We start from the raw sequence: 20949 nt of genomic DNA on the forward strand, positions 1-20949 counted from the left end.
AACATCTGGCGGTAGCAATTCACCATAATCCAGGTAGACTATTCGCCTCTTTCAGCGCCTGCCTTGCAGGCGTTTTGCCCGTGGGTCTGGATTAGAACACCGATGAATTTATTAAAATCGCTGGCCGCCGTCAGCTCGATGACCATGTTTTCGCGTGTGCTTGGCTTCGCACGTGACGCTATTGTCGCCAGAATCTTTGGTGCAGGGATGGCAACCGACGCCTTTTTTGTCGCTTTTAAACTGCCTAACTTGTTGCGCCGTATCTTTGCCGAAGGGGCATTTTCCCAGGCATTTGTACCAATTCTGGCGGAATATAAAAGCAAGCAGGGTGAAGACGCCACGCGGGTCTTTGTCTCTTATGTTTCTGGTCTGCTGACTCTCGCGCTGGCGGTTGTGACGGTTGCCGGGATGCTCGCCGCGCCGTGGGTAATCATGGTGACCGCGCCGGGCTTTGCTGATACTGCCGACAAATTTGCCCTGACCACCCAGCTATTACAGATTACTTTTCCCTATATTTTGCTGATCTCCCTGGCATCGCTGGTGGGGGCGATTCTGAATACCTGGAACCGTTTTTCGATTCCGGCATTTGCCCCGACGTTACTTAACATCAGCATGATTGGTTTTGCGCTGTTTGCCGCGCCGTACTTTAATCCGCCGGTGCTGGCGCTGGCGTGGGCTGTAACGGTGGGCGGGATCCTGCAACTGGTTTATCAGCTACCGCACCTCAAGAAGATAGGCATGTTGGTTTTGCCACGCATTAACTTCCACGATGCGGGTGCGATGCGCGTGGTGAAACAGATGGGGCCGGCGATTCTTGGCGTCTCTGTCAGTCAGATCTCCTTGATCATCAACACCATTTTTGCTTCGTTTTTGGCATCCGGTTCAGTCTCCTGGATGTATTATGCTGACCGTTTAATGGAGTTCCCGTCTGGCGTACTGGGCGTGGCGCTTGGCACCATTTTGCTACCGTCACTGTCGAAAAGTTTTGCCAGCGGCAATCACGATGAATACAACCGCTTGATGGACTGGGGGCTGCGTCTTTGTTTCTTGCTGGCGCTGCCAAGCGCGGTGGCGCTGGGTATCCTTTCCGGGCCGTTGACCGTTTCACTGTTTCAATACGGTAAATTTACCGCCTTTGATGCGCTGATGACCCAGCGGGCGTTAATTGCTTACTCGGTGGGTTTGATTGGCCTGATTGTGGTGAAAGTGCTGGCTCCGGGCTTTTATTCCCGACAGGACATTAAAACACCGGTAAAAATAGCCATCGTCACGCTGATCCTGACGCAATTGATGAACCTGGCGTTTATCGGCCCGTTGAAACATGCCGGATTGTCGCTTTCCATTGGTCTGGCGGCTTGTCTGAATGCTTCGTTGCTGTACTGGCAGTTGCGTAAGCAGAAAATTTTCACCCCGCAGCCCGGCTGGACTGCGTTTCTGCTGCGTTTGTTGGTAGCCGTATTGGTGATGTCTGGCGTGCTGTTAGGTATGTTACACATCATGCCAGAGTGGTCATTGGGCACTATGCCCTGGCGCTTACTACGCTTGATGGCGGTTGTTGTGGCGGGGATTGCGGCATACTTTGCCGCGCTAGCGGTGCTGGGCTTCAAAGTTAAAGAGTTTGCCCGTCGGACGGTGTAATAATGCGTTCCGGCCTGCATTGCAGGCCGGAGAAAATCTTCAGATAGATATCTTTTTACTGCCGCGATGGGACGTTGAGGTTTGACCGTTAGCTCCGTACAGCGTCGGTTCCTGATGCGGTTTCAGCATCTCCAGCGCCTGTTGATTGCGCTCAATCTGTCCTTCCAGTAACCAGCCGTTATGTTGATTTAACTGGCGCAGTTTCTGCGTTTTCACGGTAATTTCCCGCCAACGCTGCGCGATATCGTCGCTGTTTGCAGTATCCAGTGTTTGCCGACGTAACTGCTCAAGGTAATCCAGCGTTGCCAGCAGTGAGCTTTTTTGTTCTGTAATCCATTGCAACTGGCTGCCGTTGATCTGCCCCATAGAGAGATGTTGCTGCTCTTGATCCATCACCATTTTAAGCTCGTTAAGCACTGCGGACATCTGGTCGAGGATCTCTGCAAGACGCGTCATAAGCCTATTTACTCAGTAAGTCTTGTTGTACTTCGCTGATCAGTGCGTCGGCAATTTTGCCGATATCCATTTTTAGCTCGCCGTTACGAATCGCCTGTCTCAACGCTTCTACGCGTTCAAGATTGATATCACTGCTGCCTGGCTGCATCAATTTTGCCTGCGCATCGCTTAACGTGACGCTGGTGCTGGTGGCTGCGGTCGTTTTAGTCGAGCGGGTATTGGCTACCGGCGCGTCAGTGTTTTCGCGTGGCTGAACGGTGCTTACGGGCTTCAGAGGTGAAGTGCGGTCAATACTCATGGTTTATTCCTCATTGAGGGCGCTTTTATCATTTGTTGCTTATTTATCGGCAATAGTCGGTCAATCTTTAATAGCTTACAGGTTTATAAGAATATTCCCATCAGCATCCACCACGCCACTGACCACCTGACCCGACACCATGCGGACACGAGCATTTTGCGCGACGGCGGCATTGTTCAGTGCCTGACCTTCAGCATTGGCACTGAATCCCTCGCCGCTGGCAATCACATTGACGCGTTGACCGGCTTTGACTCGCCAGGCCTGGCGCAGCATGGTTAGCTGTACAGGCTGCTCGGGCGCCAGATCGCGCAGGCTGACGGCATCAACAAGTTGATTGACATCCAGCACAGTACGCGGCGGTAAGGTATCCAGCCGTCCGCGTTTTAGTTTGACACTGCCAGATTCCAGCTTTCCTCCCCTCACAACGGGCATCGCAGCAACCACATAATTTCCCGTGGCCTGCACATTAACCTGCAAATATCGTTTGTCGTTGCCGCAGCGCGCCAGCACATTCACATTGCCCCACAGGCGAGAATTGCTGGTCATCGACAGCAACGGCTGTTCACACGGAGGCAGTAAATGGGGCGCAGTACGAATAGAGACCCGGACTTCATCACTCAACCCTGCCAGTTGTGCGGCAAAAAAGGTTTGCAATTGTGATGTGAGATCGCCAGCCGCACTCAGCGGACTGAACAGTATCGCGATGATCGCCATACAACGCTTCATTGCCAGCATTTTCGCCTCCAGCCATTTCTACGGGCCAAATTGTACCCGCGCGCTGTGACCATCAACGGCATAAATAGCGACCCATTTTGCGTTTATTCCGCCGATAACGCGCGCGTAAAGCCTTTAAGCTGACGGCAGAATTTTAATACCTGCGGAGGAGATATGCTCGACAAGCTCGATGCCGCCTTACGTTTTCAACAAGAGGCGCTCAATCTGCGCGCCCAGCGTCAGGAAGTGCTGGCGGCAAACATCGCCAATGCCGATACCCCTGGTTATCAGGCGCGCGATATAGATTTTGCCAGCGAACTTAAAAAAGTGATGCAGCGTGGACGGGATGAAACCAGCGTGGTCGCCCTGACTATGACCTCAACGCAACACATTCCGGCGCAGGCGCTGACGCCTCCTACCGCAGAACTGCAATACCGTATTCCGGACCAGCCTTCGCTGGACGGTAATACCGTCGATATGGATCGCGAACGTACCCAGTTTGCCGATAACAGCCTGCAATACCAGATGAGCCTTAGTGCGTTGAGCGGGCAAATCAAAGGCATGATGAACGTTTTACAGAGCGGAAATTAACGGATGGCACTGCTGAATATTTTTGATATCGCCGGATCGGCGTTAACTGCTCAGTCCCAGCGTCTGAACGTGGCGGCCAGTAATCTGGCGAATGCTGATAGCGTGACCGGTCCCGATGGACAGCCGTATCGGGCAAAACAGGTGGTGTTCCAGGTGAATGCCGCGCCAGGCGCTGCAACGGGCGGCGTAAAGGTTGCCGATGTTATTGAAAGTCAGGCTCCGGACAAACTGGTTTATGAGCCGGGTAATCCTCTGGCGGACGCGAAGGGCTACGTGAAAATGCCAAACGTTGATGTTGTCGGGGAGATGGTTAACACCATGTCGGCGTCGCGCAGCTATCAGGCCAACGTGGAAGTGCTCAACACGGTGAAAAGCATGATGCTGAAAACCCTCACGCTCGGTCAATAAAGGAGAAAGCCATGTCCATTGCGGTAACCACCACCGATCCGACAAATACCGGCGTCAGCACTACCAGCAGTAGTTCGATCACGGGCAGCAACGCCGCAGATTTACAAAGCAGTTTTCTGACTTTGCTGGTGGCACAGCTGAAAAACCAGGATCCGACCAATCCAATGGAAAACAACGAGCTGACGTCGCAACTGGCGCAAATCAGCACGGTCAGCGGGATTGAAAAACTCAATACAACGCTCGGTTCGATTTCCGGGCAGATAGACAACAGTCAGTCGCTACAGGCCAGTAACCTGATTGGTCATGGTGTGATGATCCCCGGCACCACCATTCTTGCCGGAACCGGCAGTGAAGAAGGCGCGGTAACCACGACCACACCGTTCGGTGTTGAACTGCAACAGGCGGCAGATAAAGTCACTGCCACTATCACTGATAAAAACGGCGCGGTTGTGCGCACTATTGATATCGGTGAACTGACCGCCGGCGTCCACAGTTTCACCTGGGACGGCACGTTAACTGACGGCACAACCGCTCCAAATGGTTCTTATAACGTGGCGATTAGCGCCAGTAACGGTGGTTCGCAGTTAGTGGCTCAACCGCTGCAGTTTGCTCTGGTGCAGGGCGTGATTCGCGGCAACAACGGGAACACGCTGGATCTTGGTACTTACGGCACCACCACGCTCGACGAAGTACGGCAGATAATCTAAGCCTTCACATTTCAGGAGTCAGTCATGGCCTTTTCTCAAGCGGTAAGCGGATTAAACGCTGCCGCCACCAACCTCGATGTCATTGGCAACAATATCGCCAACTCCGCCACCTATGGCTTTAAATCCGGCACGGCTTCATTTGCTGATATGTTCGCGGGTTCTAAAGTGGGACTGGGGGTAAAAGTTGCCGGTATCACCCAGGATTTTACCGATGGCACGACCACCAATACCGGACGTGGTCTTGACGTTGCTATCAGCCAGAACGGTTTTTTTCGCCTGGTAGACAGCAACGGCTCGGTGTTTTACAGCCGTAACGGGCAATTCAAACTCGATGAAAACCGCAACCTGGTGAATATGCAAGGTTTGCAATTGACGGGCTATCCGGCAACCGGCACGCCACCGACCATTCAGCAAGGGGCGAATCCGACCAATATTTCGATTCCAAATACCCTGATGGCGGCAAAAACCACCACCACGGCGTCGATGCAGATCAACCTGAACTCCAGTGATCCGCTTCCGTCTGTGACTACCTTCGATGCCAGTAATGCGGATAGCTATAACAAAAAAGGCTCGGTGACTGTTTTCGATAGTCAGGGCAATGCTCACGACATGAACGTCTTTTTTGTGAAGACCGGGGATAATAACTGGGATGTTTACACCCAGGACAGCAGTGATCCAACAGGCACAGCGAACCACGCAACGACGCTAGCGTTTAATGCCAATGGCATATTGACTTCGGGGGGGACAGCGAACATTACCACTGGCGCAATTAACGGCGCAGATCCTGCCTCATTCTCGTTAAGTTTCCTCAATTCTATGCAGCAAAACACTGGCGCGAACAACATTGTGGCAACCACCCAGGACGGCTACAAACCTGGCGATTTGGTGAGCTATCAAATCAACGATGACGGCACGGTAGTCGGTAACTATTCCAACGAACAAACCCAGTTGCTGGGGCAGATTGTGCTGGCAAACTTCGCTAACAACGAAGGTCTGGCATCCGAAGGCGATAACGTCTGGTCTGCGACACAATCTTCTGGCGTGGCGCTGCTGGGCACTGCCGGAACGGGTAATTTTGGCAGTCTGACTAACGGCGCGCTGGAAGCGTCCAACGTCGATCTCAGTAAAGAACTGGTCAATATGATTGTCGCCCAGCGTAACTATCAGTCTAACGCCCAGACCATCAAAACCCAGGATCAGATCCTTAACACGCTGGTTAACTTACGCTAATCGCTGACGGGATAGCTCAATGGATCACGCAATCTATACCGCAATGGGCGCCGCCAGCCAGACGCTGAATCAACAGGCGGTAACCGCCAGTAATCTGGCAAATGCCTCTACGCCCGGTTTTCGCGCGCAGTTAAACGCCTTGCGCGCAGTGCCGGTGGAAGGGCTTTCACTGCCTACGCGTACGCTGGTAACGGCGTCAACGCCGGGTGCAGACATGACACCCGGCAAGATGGATTACACCTCGCGCCCGCTGGACGTTGCATTACAGCAGGACGGCTGGCTGGCTGTGCAGACTACTGACGGCAGCGAAGGGTATACGCGTAATGGCAGCATTCAGGTTGATCCCACCGGGCAACTGACGATTCAGGGGCATCCGGTGATTGGCGAAGCGGGGCCAATTGCTGTGCCGGAAGGGGCAGAAATCACTATTGCCGCCGATGGCACTATTTCGGCGCTGAATCCCGGCGATCCGGCAAATACCGTCGCGCCAGTGGGTCGTCTGAAACTGGTGAAAGCCACGGGCAGTGAAGTACTGCGTGGTGATGACGGTATTTTTCGTTTAAGTGCGGAAAGCCAGGCAACGCGTGGCACGGTGCTGCAGACGGATCCGACGTTGCGCGTGATGTCGGGCGTACTGGAAGGCAGTAACGTCAATGCCGTTGCGGCAATGAGCGACATGATTGCCAGTGCGCGGCGTTTTGAAATGCAGATGAAGGTGATCAGCAGCGTCGATGATAACGCAGGCCGTGCCAACCAACTGCTGTCGATGAGTTAATTGAACGATTGATGACATTGCAATAAAAGCGCGCGGACTGTTCCCTCGCCCCTTTGGGGAGAGGGTTAGGGAGAGGGGAAATTCGCACCGCCGCGTGCTTTTGCTCTGCTTGTCAGCAATCCACCACAGGACATTTTATGATCAGTTCATTATGGATCGCTAAAACGGGTCTCGACGCCCAGCAAACCAATATGGACGTTATTGCCAACAACCTGGCAAACGTCAGCACCAACGGTTTTAAGCGCCAGCGGGCGGTGTTTGAAGATCTGCTTTATCAAACTATTCGCCAGCCTGGCGCACAGTCTTCCGAACAAACTACCTTACCATCCGGGTTGCAAATTGGCACCGGTGTGCGTCCGGTCGCCACTGAGCGTTTACACAGTCAGGGCAATCTGTCGCAAACCAATAACAGCAAAGATGTTGCCATCAAAGGGCAGGGTTTTTTCCAGATCATGCTGCCGGATGGTTCATCAGCCTATACCCGTGACGGCTCTTTCCAGGTGGATCAGAACGGGCAACTGGTGACGGCCGGTGGTTTTCAGGTGCAGCCAGCAATCACCATTCCGGCGAATGCGTTAACTATCACTATTGGTCGTGATGGGGTGGTAAGCGTAACCCAGCAAGGCCAGGCGGCGCCGGTTCAGGTTGGACAACTCAATCTCACCACCTTTATGAACGACACCGGGCTGGAGAGTATTGGTGAAAACCTCTACACCGAAACGCAATCCTCCGGTGCACCGAACGAAAGCACGCCAGGCCTGAACGGCGCGGGACTGCTGTATCAAGGGTATGTTGAAACGTCTAACGTCAACGTGGCGGAAGAACTGGTCAATATGATTCAGGTGCAACGCGCTTACGAAATCAACAGTAAAGCGGTATCCACCACCGATCAGATGCTGCAAAAACTGACGCAACTCTAAGGCATAACCGGTGGCAGGTTCACCGGTTTACTGATTTTTGAAGATGATAGCCATGCAAAAAAATGCTGTGCACACTTACGCCATTTCCAGCTTGTTGGTACTTTCACTATCCGGCTGTGCCTGGATACCCTCCACGCCGCTGGTGCAGGGGGCGACCAGTGCACAGCCGGTTCCCGGACCGACGCCCGTTGCCAACGGTTCTATTTTTCAGTCTGCCCAGCCGATTAACTATGGCTATCAACCGCTGTTTGAAGATCGCCGGCCGCGCAATATTGGTGACACGCTGACCATTGTGTTGCAGGAGAACGTCAGCGCCAGCAAGAGTTCCTCCGCTAATGCCAGCCGCGATGGCAAAACCAGCTTCGGTTTTGATACCGTGCCACGCTATTTGCAGGGGCTGTTTGGTAACGCCCGCGCCGATGTCGATGCCTCTGGCGGCAATAGTTTCAACGGTAAAGGCGGTGCTAATGCCAGCAATACCTTTAGCGGCACATTAACAGTGACGGTCGATCAGGTGCTGGTCAACGGTAACCTGCATGTAGTGGGCGAAAAACAGATCGCCATTAATCAGGGCACCGAATTTATTCGCTTCTCCGGCGTGGTCAATCCACGCACCATCAGCGGCAGCAATACCGTACCGTCTACTCAGGTGGCGGATGCGCGCATTGAGTACGTGGGTAACGGCTACATTAACGAAGCGCAAAATATGGGCTGGTTGCAGCGTTTCTTCCTTAACCTGTCGCCAATGTAAGTGAGGCTGTGGTGATTAAATTTCTCTCTGCGTTCATTCTTCTGCTGGTTGCGACGGTGGCGCAGGCCGACCGTATTCGCGATCTCACCAGCGTTCAGGGCGTACGGCAAAACTCGCTGATCGGTTATGGCCTGGTCGTTGGCCTGGATGGTACGGGCGACCAGACGACCCAGACGCCGTTTACCACTCAAACGCTTAATAACATGCTCTCGCAGTTGGGTATTACCGTTCCGACTGGCACTAATATGCAACTCAAAAACGTGGCTGCGGTAATGGTGACGGCGTCGCTTCCGCCATTTGGTCGCCAGGGGCAAACCATTGACGTGGTGGTTTCCTCTATGGGGAACGCCAAAAGTTTGCGTGGCGGCACGTTGTTAATGACCCCGCTTAAGGGCGTTGATAGCCAGGTGTATGCGCTGGCGCAGGGCAACATTCTGGTTGGCGGCGCGGGCGCATCGGCGGGAGGCAGCAGTGTCCAGGTTAACCAACTGAACGGCGGACGGATCACTAATGGTGCGATTATTGAGCGCGAATTGCCCAGCCAGTTTGGCGCTGGCAATACCCTCAATTTGCAGCTCAATGAGGAAGATTTCACCATGGCGCAGGAAATTGCCGATACCATCAACCGCACACGTGGATACGGTAACGCTACGGCGTTAGATGCGCGAACCATTCAGGTGCGCGTGCCGAGTGGCAACAGTTCCCAGGTGCGTTTCCTTGCCGATATCCAGAATATGCAGGTTAATGTCATCCCGCAGGACGCCAAAGTGATTATTAACTCGCGTACTGGTTCAGTGGTGATGAACCGTGAAGTGACGCTGGACAGTTGCGCGGTAGCGCAGGGGAATCTCTCGGTTACGGTAAATCGTCAGGCTAACGTGAGCCAACCAGACACACCGTTTGGTGGCGGGCAGACTGTGGTAACGCCACAAACCCAGATCGACTTACGCCAGAGCGGCGGTTCGCTGCAAAGCGTACGTTCTAGTGCCAGCCTCAATAACGTGGTGCGCGCGCTCAATGCGCTGGGCGCTACGCCGATGGATCTGATGTCCATACTGCAATCAATGCAAAGCGCGGGATGTCTGCGGGCAAAACTGGAAATCATCTGATGATTAGCGACAGCAAACTACTGGCGAGTGCCGCCTGGGATGCGCAATCGCTTAACGATCTGAAAGCGAAAGCGGGCGAAGATCCTGCGGCAAATATTCGCCCGGTTGCCCGCCAGGTGGAAGGGATGTTCGTGCAGATGATGCTGAAAAGTATGCGTGAAGCCCTACCGAAAGAGGGGCTGTTCAGCAGCGAGCACACTCGCCTCTACACCAGTATGTATGACCAGCAGATTGCCCAACAGATGACGGCGGGAAAAGGTCTGGGACTGGCGGAGATGATGGTTAAGCAGATGACGCCAGAACAACCACTGCCAGATGAAGCGACACCAGCGGCACCGATGAAATTCCCGCTCGAAACCGTGGTGCGTTATCAAAATCAGACACTCACGCAGCTGGTGCAAAAAGCCGTGCCACGCAACTACGATGATTCACTGCCTGGTGACAGTAAAGCATTCCTCGCCCAACTCTCATTGCCCGCACAACTGGCAAGCCAGCAAAGCGGTGTGCCACATCATCTGATCCTCGCCCAGGCTGCGCTGGAATCAGGCTGGGGTCAACGGCAAATTCGTCGTGAAAATGGTGAACCAAGCTATAACCTGTTTGGCGTCAAAGCCTCCGGCAACTGGAAAGGACCGGTGACTGAAATTACCACCACCGAATATGAAAACGGCGAAGCGAAAAAAGTGAAGGCGAAGTTTCGGGTTTACAGCTCTTATCTTGAAGCATTGTCGGATTATGTTGGACTGTTAACGCGTAATCCGCGTTACGCTGCCGTGACGACCGCCGCAAGCGCCGAGCAGGGGGCGCAGGCATTACAGGACGCGGGCTATGCTACCGATCCTCACTATGCCCGCAAACTCACCAATATGATTCAACAGATGAAATCGGTAAGCGACAAGGTGAGTAAAACCTACAACATGAGTATCGATAATCTGTTCTGAACAACTCAAGTCCGGCGGGTGTCTGCCGATAATGCTCTGTAATTGAAAGCTTATAAGGAACCTCCATGTCCAGCTTGATCAATAACGCCATGAGCGGACTTAACGCGGCTCAGGCGGCGTTAAATACGGCGAGTAATAATATTTCCAGCTATAACGTTGCCGGATATACCCGTCAAACGACCATTATGGCGCAGGCCAATAGCACTCTGGGTGCAGGCGGCTGGGTTGGCAATGGCGTCTACGTTTCTGGCGTGCAGCGTGAGTACGACGCCTTTATTACCAACCAGTTACGTGCGGCGCAGACCCAGAGTAGCGGCCTGACTTCCCGCTATGAACAGATGTCGAAAATCGACAATATGCTCTCTGGTAGCACCACGTCGCTGGCAACACAGATGCAGGACTTCTTCACCAGTCTGCAAACGCTGGTCAGCAACGCGGAAGATCCAGCAGCACGTCAGGCGATGATTGGTAAATCAGAAGGGCTGGTGAATCAGTTTAAAACCACCGATCAGTATCTGCGCGACCAGGACAAACAGGTCAATATCGCGATAGGTGCAAGTGTTGACCAGATCAACAATTACGCTAAACAAATCGCCAGCCTGAACGATCAAATCTCACGCCTGACAGGTGTGGGGGCAGGGGCGTCACCCAACGATCTCCTGGATCAACGCGATCAACTGGTGAGTGAATTAAACCAGATTGTTGGTGTAGAAGTCAGCGTTCAGGATGGCGGCACTTATAACATCACGATGGCCAATGGTTACTCGCTGGTACAAGGTAGCACGGCGCGCCAGCTTGCGGCAGTACCGTCCAGCGCCGATCCTTCTCGTACCACTGTCGCTTATGTTGATGGGACAGCAGGCAATATTGAGATCCCGGAGAAGTTACTGAATACCGGGTCGCTGGGCGGCATTCTGACATTCCGTTCTCAGGATCTTGACCAGACGCGCAATACGCTCGGGCAACTGGCGCTGGCATTTGCCGAGGCTTTCAATACCCAACATAACAAGGGATTTGATGCCAATGGTAAGGAAGGGCAGGATTTCTTTGCCGTCGGGAAGCCGGCTGTACTGGAGAATACTAAAAACCAGGGTAACAGCGCGATTAGCGCCACCGTGACCGATGGCTCCGCCGTGCTGGCGACAGATTACAAAATCTCCTTTAGCAACGATCAGTGGCAGGTCACCCGCCTTGCCAGCAATACCACTTTTACGGTGACGCCTGATGCTGACGGTAAAGTCACGTTTGATGGTCTGGAGTTGACGTTTACTGGCACACCAGACGCTAACGACAGCTTTACGCTGAAACCGGTAAGCGATGCCATCGTCAACATGGATGTTTTAATCACCGATGAAGCAGAAATCGCCATGGCGAGTGATAAAACGGCTGGTGAGAGCGACAACCGCAATGGTCAGGCGCTGCTGGATTTGCAAAGCAACAGTAAAACGGTGGGCGGGGCGAAATCCTTTAACGACGCCTATGCCTCGTTGGTCAGCGACATCGGTAATAAAACAGCTACCTTGAAAACCAGCAGTACTACGCAGGGTAATGTGGTGACGCAGCTTTCTAATCAGCAGCAATCTATTTCCGGCGTCAACCTCGACGAAGAGTACGGCAACCTGCAACGTTTTCAACAGTATTACCTGGCGAATGCGCAGGTTTTGCAGACGGCGAACGCCATTTTTGATGCGCTGATTAACATTCGCTAAGGGAGAGAAAAAATGCGTTTCAGTACTCAAATGATGTACCAGCAGAATATGCGCGGTATCACCAGTTCTCAGGCTGAATGGATGAAGTATGGCGAACAGATGTCGACGGGTAAGCGAGTCGTTAACCCTTCAGATGATCCCATTGCTGCATCACAAGCCGTAGTGCTCTCACAAGCGCAGGCGCAAAACAGCCAGTACACGCTGGCGCGTACTTTTGCCACTCAAAAAGTGTCACTGGAAGAGAGTGTGCTTAGCCAGGTGACCACTGCTATCCAGAATGCTCAGGAGAAAATTGTCTATGCCAGCAACGGCACCTTGAGTGACGATGACCGGGCATCGCTGGCAACGGATATTCAGGGGCTACGTGACCAGTTGTTGAATCTGGCGAATACCACTGACGGTAACGGGCGCTACATTTTTGCGGGTTATAAAACAGAAACCGCGCCGTTTAGCGAAGAGAAAGGTAAATATGTCGGCGGAACAGAAAGTATTAAGCAACAGGTCGATGCTTCGCGTTCGATGGTGATAGGGCATACCGGCGACAAAATTTTTAATAGCATTACCAGTAATGCTGTAGCGGAACCAGACGGTAGCGATTCTGAAACCAATCTTTTTGCCATGCTGGATAGCGCCATTGCGGCGCTTAAAACACCGATTGCGGATAGTGAAGCGGATAAAGAAACCTCCGCTGCGGCGTTAGATAAAACCAACCGTGGCCTGAAAAACTCGCTGAATAATGTGCTCACCGTACGCGCGGAATTAGGCACACAGCTGAACGAGCTGGAGTCGCTTGATTCTTTAGGTAGCGATCGCGCTTTAGGCCAAACGCAGCAGATGAGTGATTTGGTTGATGTGGACTGGAACGCGACTATTTCATCTTACATCATGCAGCAAACGGCGTTGCAGGCGTCGTACAAAGCGTTTACTGATATGCAGGGGTTATCACTTTTCCAGCTCAACAAATAAGCACTTTTTCAAACATATCATGAAACTGGGTATGTTTTGTCTGCCTGCTCTGGGATCGCCGGGGCGGGCATTTTTTTTGCCTGATTTGAGTAGTTGGCTAGCAAGAATGCCATTTGATGAATTTGAATCTATTGATTCAAAGATGAAATAAAAAGCCCCGGCGGTTGCCAGGGCTTGATTACTTTGAGCTAATGATTACTCAACAGGTTGCGGACGCGCAGGAGCGGCAGAGGCATGATGCGTTGCCGTATGACCACCTGCGGCACCTTTACCTTCGAAGGCAAAAGTAGGGCGCTGCCAGTCACTGTGACGCGGTGCTTCCGGAACATATTCCGGTGCCGGAGCGCGTGTCATCGGCGCGGTAGCGTGGTTATGTTCAGCTGCGACCTCAGGTTCAACAGCGGCTACCGTTTCAACTTCTGCTGCGACTTCAGCGACCACAGGTGCGGCAGGTTGAGCGACAACTTCAGGTTCGGCAACCACAACCTCGGCAGTTTCAGCCACTTCTTCAATATCTGCCGTCTCTTCCTGTGGTTCAACCACTGGCTCCGCATGTTCTGCAACGTCCTGTGCTACAGCAACATCAGCCTCGGCAATCACCTGTGGCTGTTCAGTTACCGCTGCGGCAATCACTTCAGGATGCGTCGTTTCAACCACTTCCGGTTGCGCTTGTGCAACCTGAACTGGTGCTTCTACGGTTTCGGTCACTTCTTCAATAACCGGCGCAGTAACGACGGGTTCGACGGCGGCGGCGACAGGAACTTCAGTCACCATCGGCTGCATCTGTACTTCTTCCTGTTCGCGTTGCTCTTCAACCTGTACATCTTGCGGACGTACTACCGGATAGCGAATCCAGACTTTGCCAGAGGCCAGTTCAGGAGACGCACACGCTACGGTTAATGGCATTGGTGACTGAACCGGATAACGCTCATCACGATAGCGGCGACGACGCTGACCACTCACGCGCAGGTGGCGCGGCGAGCGGCGAGAACGACGCGGCATACCACCGTTGTCACGGTTATCGGCATTGTTCTCTTCTTGTTGTTGTTCCGGCGCAGTTTGTGCAACGACTGGCAATGGTACTTTCACCAGTTCAGTACGCTGGGCTGGCGCTTCATGCATAACAGGTTCGGCGGCGACGGTTTCTTCAACCACCGGTGCGGCTACTACTTCTTCCGCAACGCTTTGCTCGTAACGCACTTTCTGATTTAGCTGGCGCTGTTTACGACGCGGCTGAACCGGACGTACACGCTCCTCCTGTTCGGTTTCCTGAACAGATTGCTCTTCAACATTCAGTGCCTTCGCTTCTTGTTGTACCTGACGTTTATCATCGTTGCGGCGACGACTACGCTCACGACGCGGTGCTTGCTGCTCGTCGGTGGTACGCGCTTTTTCTGTTACATCAGTCTGCTGACGGCTCTCACGCGTCTCGGCAGTCTGCTGCTGTGACTGGCGACGATTACGACGGTTTTCTTCGCGATTATCGCTACCCTCTGTACGTTCGCTACGCGTGTCGCGGCGTTCATTACGGTCACGGCGATTGTTCTGACGAGGCTTGCGGCGATCCTGTTGACGTTCCGGTTTCGCTTCTGCTTTCGGTGCAGGCTGCTCGGTTGGTTTGGTTTCTTCACCACCGCTGAACAGCGATTTCAGGGCGCTGAAGAGACGGCTTAACAGGCCTGGTTGGGCAGGAGCAGCAGGCGTTGTCGGCGCTGCTTTAGGCGCCGGGGCTGCTGCAGGCGCTACAGGTTCAGCCGGGGCTGGAGCAGGTGGCACATCCGGCATGGCAAAAGTTGCCAGTGCAGGTTGTTCCGGACGTTTACGCTCCGCAAACTCTTCTTCTGACGGCAGCGCCATTGCTTCTTCATGTAGCTTCGGCAGCATGTAGCTTAAGGTCGGCGTCTCTTCCCCTTTACGCACGCGCAGTACGTGGTAGTGCGGAGTTTCCATCTGATCGTTTGGTACAATCACACAGCGCACGCCGTCCTGACGGGTTTCAATTGCATTTACCGCAGAACGTTTTTCGTTCAGCAGGTAAGAGGCAATAGGGACAGGAACAATAGCGTGGACTTCCTGAGTGTTCTCTTTCAGGGCTTCTTCTTCAATCAGACGCAGAATAGAGAGCGACAGGGATTCATTATCACGCACGGTGCCAGTACCAGAGCAACGCGGGCAGACGTGATGGCTGGATTCACCCAGCGACGGGCTCAGGCGCTGACGGGACATCTCCAGCAGGCCAAAGCGAGAGATATGGCTGATTTGAATACGCGCACGATCCTGACGCACTGCTTCACGCAGACGGTTTTCTACGGCACGCTGGTGGCGTACTGGCGTCATGTCGATGAAGTCGATAACAATCAGACCGCCGAGGTCACGCAGGCGTAGCTGACGAGCAATTTCATCGGCAGCTTCCAGGTTGGTGTTAAACGCGGTTTCTTCGATATCGCCGCCGCGAGTTGCACGAGCGGAGTTGATGTCGATGGCGGTTAACGCTTCGGTGCTGTCGATAACAATGGAGCCACCAGACGGCAGACGGACTTCACGCTGGAAAGCGGACTCGATCTGCGATTCGATCTGGTAGTGGCTGAACAGTGGAATTTCACCCGTGTACAGTTTGATTTTGCTGCTGAAATCCGGGCGACCTAATGCAGCGATATGCTGACGCGCCAGTTCGAGTACTTTCGGGTTATCGATAAGGATTTCGCCGATGTCCTGGCGTAAGTAATCGCGGAATGCGCGAACGATAACATTGCTCTCCTGATGGATCAGGAACGGAGCAGGGCGACTTTCAGCGGCTTTTTTGATTGCTTCCCAGTGTTTCAGACGGAAGCTTAAATCCCATTGCAGCGCCTCAGCAGATTTGCCGACGCCTGCGGTGCGCACGATAAGCCCCATGCCTTCAGGCAGTTCGAGGCTCGCCAGTGCTTCTTTTAATTCGGTACGGTCGTCGCCTTCAATACGGCGAGAAATGCCACCCGCGCGCGGGTTGTTCGGCATCAGAACCAGATAGCTACCCGCCAGACTGATAAAGGTGGTTAATGCCGCGCCTTTGTTGCCGCGCTCTTCTTTATCGATCTGAACAATGACTTCCTGACCTTCACGCAACACATCTTTAATGTTGGGACGACCATGAGCACTGTAGTTAGCAGGGAAATATTCGCGGGCAATTTCTTTTAGTGGGAGGAAACCATGACGTTCAGCGCCGTAATCAACAAAAGCAGCTTCCAGACTCGGTTCAATGCGGGTGATTTTACCTTTGTAGATGTTCGCCTTTTTCTGTTCATGCCCTGGACTTTCGATATCCAGATCATACAGACGCTGCCCATCTACAAGGGCAACGCGCAACTCTTCCTGCTGAGTTGCGTTGATTAACATTCTTTTCATCGTAACTTACTCATTATTCTTACATTGACGACTAAGCTGCGGGCAAAGTAACGCCTTTCCGGGTGTGAACCGATGGCCTCGTGTCTAGTCGCGTCGCCAACCTCACGGTTATCGTCAGCTCAAAGAGGCGCAGAGTGTCGGTTGCCCGTTTTTCATGCGGAAAAACAGCGCAATTATCAGAGAAACAGACTGGGTATTACTCTCCAGAAATATTTCCATCTACCGGTAAGGACTGCAACCCGCAGCCCGCTAACTGCCTGAAAGATCAATACGTCTTACGCCATTGCTGCGTTGATGATCGGTCGGGCAAAATGGGGTATTCCGTAAAATTTCTTGTTTTAACAAGGTTGGACACGGAAACGTTCTCATTATTCCACTGCAAGCCTTGTTATAGCAAGATGACTTTTACCATTTATCACCCACTTACTCACAGTTTTTTCACTTCTTGCTGGCGATTGGTTTAATAACCATCAATTAAGTGATTGCACTGGGAAGTAATAAGGTGCAGAACTAAATATAAGCATAGAAAAATGAGTGGCGCGAATCCTGTTGGCTATTTAGAATCGCCCACCATGAAAACAGAGACTCCATCCGTAAAAATCGTTGCTATCACCGCTGATGAAGCGGGGCAACGTATCGACAACTTTTTGCGTACCCAATTGAAAGGCGTACCAAAAAGTATGATTTACCGTATTTTGCGTAAAGGCGAAGTGCGGGTGAACAAAAAACGTATTAAGCCTGAATATAAACTCGAAGCTGGTGATGAAGTGCGTATTCCGCCGGTTCGCGTTGCCGAACGGGAAGAAGAGGCCGTTTCGCCGCATCTGCAAAAAGTGGCGGCGCTGGCGGACGTCATCTTATATGAAGATGATCATATCCTGGTGCTCAATAAACCCTCAGGTACGGCGGTGCATGGCGGCAGTGGTTTAAGTTTCGGCGTTATTGAAGGGCTGAGGGCGTTGCGCCCGGAAGCGCGGTTCCTTGAACTGGTGCATCGACTCGACCGGGACACTTCAGGTGTATTGCTGGTAGCGAAAAAACGTTCGGCGTTACGTTCTCTGCATGAGCAATTACGTGAAAAAGGGATGCAAAAAGATTATCTGGCGCTGGTGCGCGGTCAGTGGCAGTCACACGTGAAGAGTGTCCAGGCTCCGCTGCTGAAGAATATTCTGCAAAGCGGCGAACGTATTGTGCGTGTGAGCCAGGAAGGTAAACCGTCAGAAACACGCTTCAAAGTGGAAGAACGCTATGCGTTTGCCACGCTGGTTCGTTGCAGTCCGGTTACCGGACGTACACACCAGATCCGTGTGCATACTCAATACGCTGGTCATCCGATTGCGTTTGATGATCGTTACGGCGATCGTGAGTTTGATCAACAGCTCACTGAGACCGGAACGGGGCTGAAGCGTTTGTTCCTGCACGCGGCAGCGTTGAAGTTTACCCATCCGGGTACGGGTGAGGTGATGCGTATCGAAGCGCCGATGGATGATGGTCTGAAGCGTTGTTTGCAGAAACTGCGTAATGCGCGTTAATACAAACATATAAGCCAGATATAATGGGTGGTAGACCTGATAAGGTGTTTACGTCGCGTCAGGCCGCCAGAACCGATTGCCGGATGCGGCGTAAATGCTTTATCCGGCAGACAAAACTACCCCATCAGCGGGTTTTTCCCTTCCCGACGTAACATCTGACAGAGCGCGATGAGCGGTAAACCAACCAGCGTATTAGGGTCACGTCCTTCTAAACGTTCGAATAGCGTAATGCCAAACCCTTCACTCTTAAAACTGCCAGCGCAGTGCAGGGGATGTTCTTTACGCACGTAATTATCAATCTCCGCCTCGCTTAAGTGGCGGAAATGAACGTCAAAAGGTTCCACTTCCGTTTGCAGATGCCCGCTCGCCGAATTAAACAGCGCCAGCCCAGTATAGAAGGTGACAATATTGCCGCTGGCTTTGCGTAATTGCAGACGCGCATTTTCTTCCGTTAACGGTTTACCGGTGATTTCGCCATCAAGAACACACACCTGGTCTGAACCGATAATTAAATGAGAGGGATAACGTGATGCTAAGGATTGCGCTTTTTCTTGCGCCAGCCGGAGCACCAGCTGGCGCGGCGATTCATCGCTATGCGGGGTTTCGTCGACCTCCGGAGCGGCACATTCGAAAGAGATTTGTAGTTTTTCAAGTAAGGCGCGGCGCCAGGGCGAAGTGGAGGCTAAAATAAGTTTAGACATATTTTTTTCCATCAGATATAGCGTATTGATGATAGCCATTTTAAACTATGCGCTTCGTTTTGCAGGTTGATGTTCGTTATCAGCACTGAACGAAAATAAAGCAGTAACCCGCAATGTGTGCGAATTATTGGCAAAAGGCAACCACAGGCTGCCTTTTTCTTTGACTCTATGACGTTACAAAGTTAATATGCGCGCCCTATGCAAAAGGTAAAATTACCCCTGACTCTCGATCCGGTTCGTACGGCTCAAAAACGCCTTGATTACCAGGGTATCTATACTCCTGATCAGGTTGAGCGCGTCGCCGAATCCGTAGTCAGTGTGGACAGTGATGTGGAATGCTCCATGTCGTTCGCTATCGATAACCAACGTCTCGCAGTGTTAAACGGCGATGCGAAGGTGACGGTAACGCTCGAGTGTCAGCGTTGCGGGAAGCCGTTTACTCATCAGGTCTACACAACGTATTGTTTTAGTCCTGTGCGTTCAGACGAACAGGCTGAAGCACTGCCGGAAGCGTATGAACCGATTGAGGTTAACGAATTCGGTGAAATCGATCTGCTTGCAATGGTTGAAGATGAAATCATCCTCGCCTTGCCGGTAGTTCCGGTGCATGATTCTGAACACTGTGAAGTGTCCGAAGCGGACATGGTCTTTGGTGAACTGCCTGAAGAAGCGCAAAAGCCAAACCCATTTGCCGTATTAGCCAGCTTAAAGCGTAAGTAATTGGTGCTCCCCGTTGGATCGGGGATAAACCGTAATTGAGGAGTAAGGTCCATGGCCGTACAACAGAATAAACCAACCCGTTCCAAACGTGGCATGCGTCGTTCCCATGACGCGCTGACCGCAGTCACCAGCCTGTCTGTAGACAAAACTTCTGGTGAAAAACACCTGCGTCACCACATCACTGCCGACGGTTACTACCGTGGCCGCAAGGTCATCGCTAAGTAATCACGCATCTGCGTGATGAAGCTTAGTGAGGATTTTCCCCAGGCAACTGGGGAAAGACCAAACCGGGCGGCGACGATACCTTGACACGTCTAACCCTGGCGTTAGATGTCATGGGGGGTGATTTTGGCCCTTCTGTGACAGTGCCTGCAGCTTTGCAGGCACTGAACTCTAATTCGCAACTCACTCTTCTTTTAGTCGGTAACCCCGACGCCATCACGCCATTACTTGCTAAAGCTGATTTTGAACAACGTTCGCGTTTGCAGATTATTCCTGCGCAGTCAGTTATCGCCAGTGATGCCCGGCCTTCGCAGGCTATCCGCGCCAGTCGCGGTAGCTCAATGCGCGTGGCGCTGGAGCTGGTGAAAGAAGGTCGAGCGCAAGCCTGTGTCAGTGCTGGCAATACCGGGGCGCTGATGGGGCTGGCTAAATTATTACTCAAGCCCCTGGAGGGGATTGAGCGCCCGGCGTTGGTGACGGTGTTACCGCATCAACAAAAGGGCAAAACGGTGGTTCTCGATTTAGGAGCCAACGTCGATTGTGACAGCACAATGTTGGTGCAATTTGCCATTATGGGCTCAGTTTTGGCTGAAGAGGTGGTGGAAATCCCTAACCCTCGCGTGGCGTTGCTCAATATTGGTGAAGAAGAAGTAAAGGGTCTCGACAGTATTCGGGATGCCTCAGCGGTGCTTAAAACAATCCCTTCTATCAATTATATCGGCTATCTTGAAGCCAATGAGTTATTAACTGGCAAGACAGATGTGTTGGTCTGTGACGGCTTTACAGGAAATGTCACATTAAAGACGATGGAAGGTGTTGTCAGGATGTTCCTTTCTCTGCTGAAATCTCAGGGAGAAGGGAAAAAACGGTCGTGGTGGCTACTGTTATTAAAGCGTTGGCTACAAAAGAGCCTGACGAGGCGATTCAGTCACCTCAACCCCGACCAGTATAACGGCGCCTGTCTGTTAGGATTGCGCGGCACGGTGATAAAAAGTCATGGTGCAGCCAATCAGCGAGCTTTTGCGGTCGCGATTGAACAGGCAGTGCAGGCGGTGCAGCGACAAGTTCCTCAGCGAATTGCCGCTCGCCTGGAATCTGTATACCCAGCTGGTTTTGAGCTGTTGGACGGTGGCAAAAGCGGATCTCTGCGGTAGCAGGACGCTGCCAGCGAACTCGC

The 20949-nt window shown here is 52.6% G+C and carries 21 protein-coding genes; 16 read left to right on the forward strand and 5 right to left on the reverse strand.

Features of this window, described 5'->3' with window-relative positions; all coding sequences use genetic code 11:
* Positions 1-102: 102 nt before the first annotated feature.
* Positions 103-1638 (forward strand): murein biosynthesis integral membrane protein MurJ, encoded by a 1536-nt coding sequence (murJ, locus tag WC5_RS07065; RefSeq protein WP_001050689.1) that lies wholly within the window; start codon positions 103-105, stop codon positions 1636-1638.
* Positions 1639-1677: 39 nt separating this feature from the next.
* On the opposite strand, the gene flgN is transcribed toward murJ, so the two are convergent.
* From flgN to flgA, 3 genes are all read right to left on the reverse strand, one after another.
* The gene (gene flgN, locus WC5_RS07060) at positions 1678-2094 is read right to left on the reverse strand and encodes a flagella biosynthesis chaperone FlgN (RefSeq protein WP_000197370.1); all 417 of its coding nucleotides are present in this window, start codon (positions 2092-2094) and stop codon (positions 1678-1680) included.
* 4 nt (positions 2095-2098) lie between these two features.
* Entirely contained in the window at positions 2099-2392 is a 294-nt protein-coding gene (gene flgM, locus WC5_RS07055) for a flagellar biosynthesis anti-sigma factor FlgM (protein WP_000020871.1), read from the reverse strand.
* A gap of 75 nt (positions 2393-2467) precedes the next feature.
* Positions 2468-3127: a flagellar basal body P-ring formation chaperone FlgA gene (gene flgA / locus WC5_RS07050; protein WP_000880636.1), complete on the reverse strand. Its 660-nt coding sequence runs from the start codon at positions 3125-3127 to the stop codon at positions 2468-2470.
* A gap of 153 nt (positions 3128-3280) precedes the next feature.
* Between flgA and flgB the strand changes: the two genes are divergently transcribed.
* The 11 genes from flgB (at position 3281) to flgL (ending at position 13213) form a co-directional block, all read left to right on the forward strand.
* Positions 3281-3697, forward strand: a complete 417-nt coding sequence (flgB, locus tag WC5_RS07045) for a flagellar basal body rod protein FlgB (protein WP_000884707.1) — start codon at positions 3281-3283, stop codon at positions 3695-3697.
* A 3-nt stretch (positions 3698-3700) separates the two neighbouring features.
* On the forward strand, positions 3701-4105 hold the full coding sequence (flgC, locus tag WC5_RS07040) for a flagellar basal body rod protein FlgC (protein ID WP_001196460.1): 405 nt from the start codon (positions 3701-3703) through the stop codon (positions 4103-4105).
* Between the two features lie 11 nt (positions 4106-4116).
* Positions 4117-4812: a flagellar hook assembly protein FlgD gene (flgD, locus tag WC5_RS07035; protein ID WP_000020457.1), complete on the forward strand. Its 696-nt coding sequence runs from the start codon at positions 4117-4119 to the stop codon at positions 4810-4812.
* Between the two features lie 24 nt (positions 4813-4836).
* The gene (gene flgE, locus WC5_RS07030) at positions 4837-6042 is read left to right on the forward strand and encodes a flagellar hook protein FlgE (RefSeq protein WP_000885863.1); all 1206 of its coding nucleotides are present in this window, start codon (positions 4837-4839) and stop codon (positions 6040-6042) included.
* A gap of 19 nt (positions 6043-6061) precedes the next feature.
* Positions 6062-6817, forward strand: a complete 756-nt coding sequence (flgF, locus tag WC5_RS07025) for a flagellar basal-body rod protein FlgF (RefSeq protein WP_000349337.1) — start codon at positions 6062-6064, stop codon at positions 6815-6817.
* 137 nt (positions 6818-6954) lie between these two features.
* Complete coding sequence (gene flgG / locus WC5_RS07020; RefSeq protein ID WP_000625824.1) at positions 6955-7737, forward strand: flagellar basal-body rod protein FlgG; 783 nt, start codon at positions 6955-6957, stop codon at positions 7735-7737.
* Between the two features lie 52 nt (positions 7738-7789).
* Entirely contained in the window at positions 7790-8488 is a 699-nt protein-coding gene (flgH, locus tag WC5_RS07015) for a flagellar basal body L-ring protein FlgH (protein ID WP_010351791.1), read from the forward strand.
* A gap of 11 nt (positions 8489-8499) precedes the next feature.
* Positions 8500-9597, forward strand: a complete 1098-nt coding sequence (gene flgI, locus WC5_RS07010; protein ID WP_000589294.1) for a flagellar basal body P-ring protein FlgI — start codon at positions 8500-8502, stop codon at positions 9595-9597.
* Positions 9597-10538 carry a flagellar assembly peptidoglycan hydrolase FlgJ gene (flgJ, locus tag WC5_RS07005; RefSeq protein ID WP_016158060.1) on the forward strand — a complete coding sequence of 314 codons (942 nt, stop codon included), beginning with the start codon at positions 9597-9599 and terminating at the stop codon, positions 10536-10538. The genes flgI and flgJ overlap by 1 nt, the downstream gene beginning before the upstream one ends.
* 65 nt (positions 10539-10603) lie before the next feature.
* Positions 10604-12247, forward strand: coding sequence for a flagellar hook-associated protein FlgK (flgK, locus tag WC5_RS07000; RefSeq protein WP_000096515.1), 1644 nt, complete (start codon positions 10604-10606; stop codon positions 12245-12247).
* A 12-nt stretch (positions 12248-12259) separates the two neighbouring features.
* A complete protein-coding gene (gene flgL, locus WC5_RS06995) occupies positions 12260-13213 on the forward strand; it encodes a flagellar hook-associated protein FlgL (RefSeq protein WP_001212794.1) in 954 nt (317 codons plus the stop codon).
* 195 nt (positions 13214-13408) lie between these two features.
* Here the strand turns inward: flgL and rne are convergent, their stop codons facing one another.
* The gene (rne, locus tag WC5_RS06990) at positions 13409-16597 is read right to left on the reverse strand and encodes a ribonuclease E (protein ID WP_000827348.1); all 3189 of its coding nucleotides are present in this window, start codon (positions 16595-16597) and stop codon (positions 13409-13411) included.
* A 572-nt stretch (positions 16598-17169) separates the two neighbouring features.
* Between rne and rluC the strand changes: the two genes are divergently transcribed.
* The gene (rluC, locus tag WC5_RS06985) at positions 17170-18129 is read left to right on the forward strand and encodes a 23S rRNA pseudouridine(955/2504/2580) synthase RluC (protein ID WP_024191101.1); all 960 of its coding nucleotides are present in this window, start codon (positions 17170-17172) and stop codon (positions 18127-18129) included.
* Positions 18130-18245: 116 nt separating this feature from the next.
* Here the strand turns inward: rluC and yceF are convergent, their stop codons facing one another.
* Positions 18246-18830 (reverse strand): 7-methyl-GTP pyrophosphatase, encoded by a 585-nt coding sequence (yceF, locus tag WC5_RS06980; RefSeq protein ID WP_010352275.1) that lies wholly within the window; start codon positions 18828-18830, stop codon positions 18246-18248.
* Between the two features lie 198 nt (positions 18831-19028).
* Between yceF and yceD the strand changes: the two genes are divergently transcribed.
* The 3 genes from yceD to plsX all read left to right on the forward strand — a co-directional run bounded on the left by yceD (position 19029) and on the right by plsX (position 20926).
* Positions 19029-19550, forward strand: a complete 522-nt coding sequence (gene yceD, locus WC5_RS06975) for a 23S rRNA accumulation protein YceD (protein ID WP_001174481.1) — start codon at positions 19029-19031, stop codon at positions 19548-19550.
* Between the two features lie 51 nt (positions 19551-19601).
* The gene (gene rpmF / locus WC5_RS06970) at positions 19602-19775 is read left to right on the forward strand and encodes a 50S ribosomal protein L32 (protein ID WP_000290727.1); all 174 of its coding nucleotides are present in this window, start codon (positions 19602-19604) and stop codon (positions 19773-19775) included.
* A gap of 80 nt (positions 19776-19855) precedes the next feature.
* Entirely contained in the window at positions 19856-20926 is a 1071-nt protein-coding gene (gene plsX / locus WC5_RS06965) for a phosphate acyltransferase PlsX (RefSeq protein ID WP_000197577.1), read from the forward strand.
* Positions 20927-20949 lie beyond the last annotated feature (23 nt).

It is taken from the genome of Escherichia sp. KTE114 (genome assembly GCF_000407765.1).
In the GTDB taxonomy this organism is placed as follows: Bacteria; Pseudomonadota; Gammaproteobacteria; order Enterobacterales; family Enterobacteriaceae; genus Escherichia; species Escherichia ruysiae.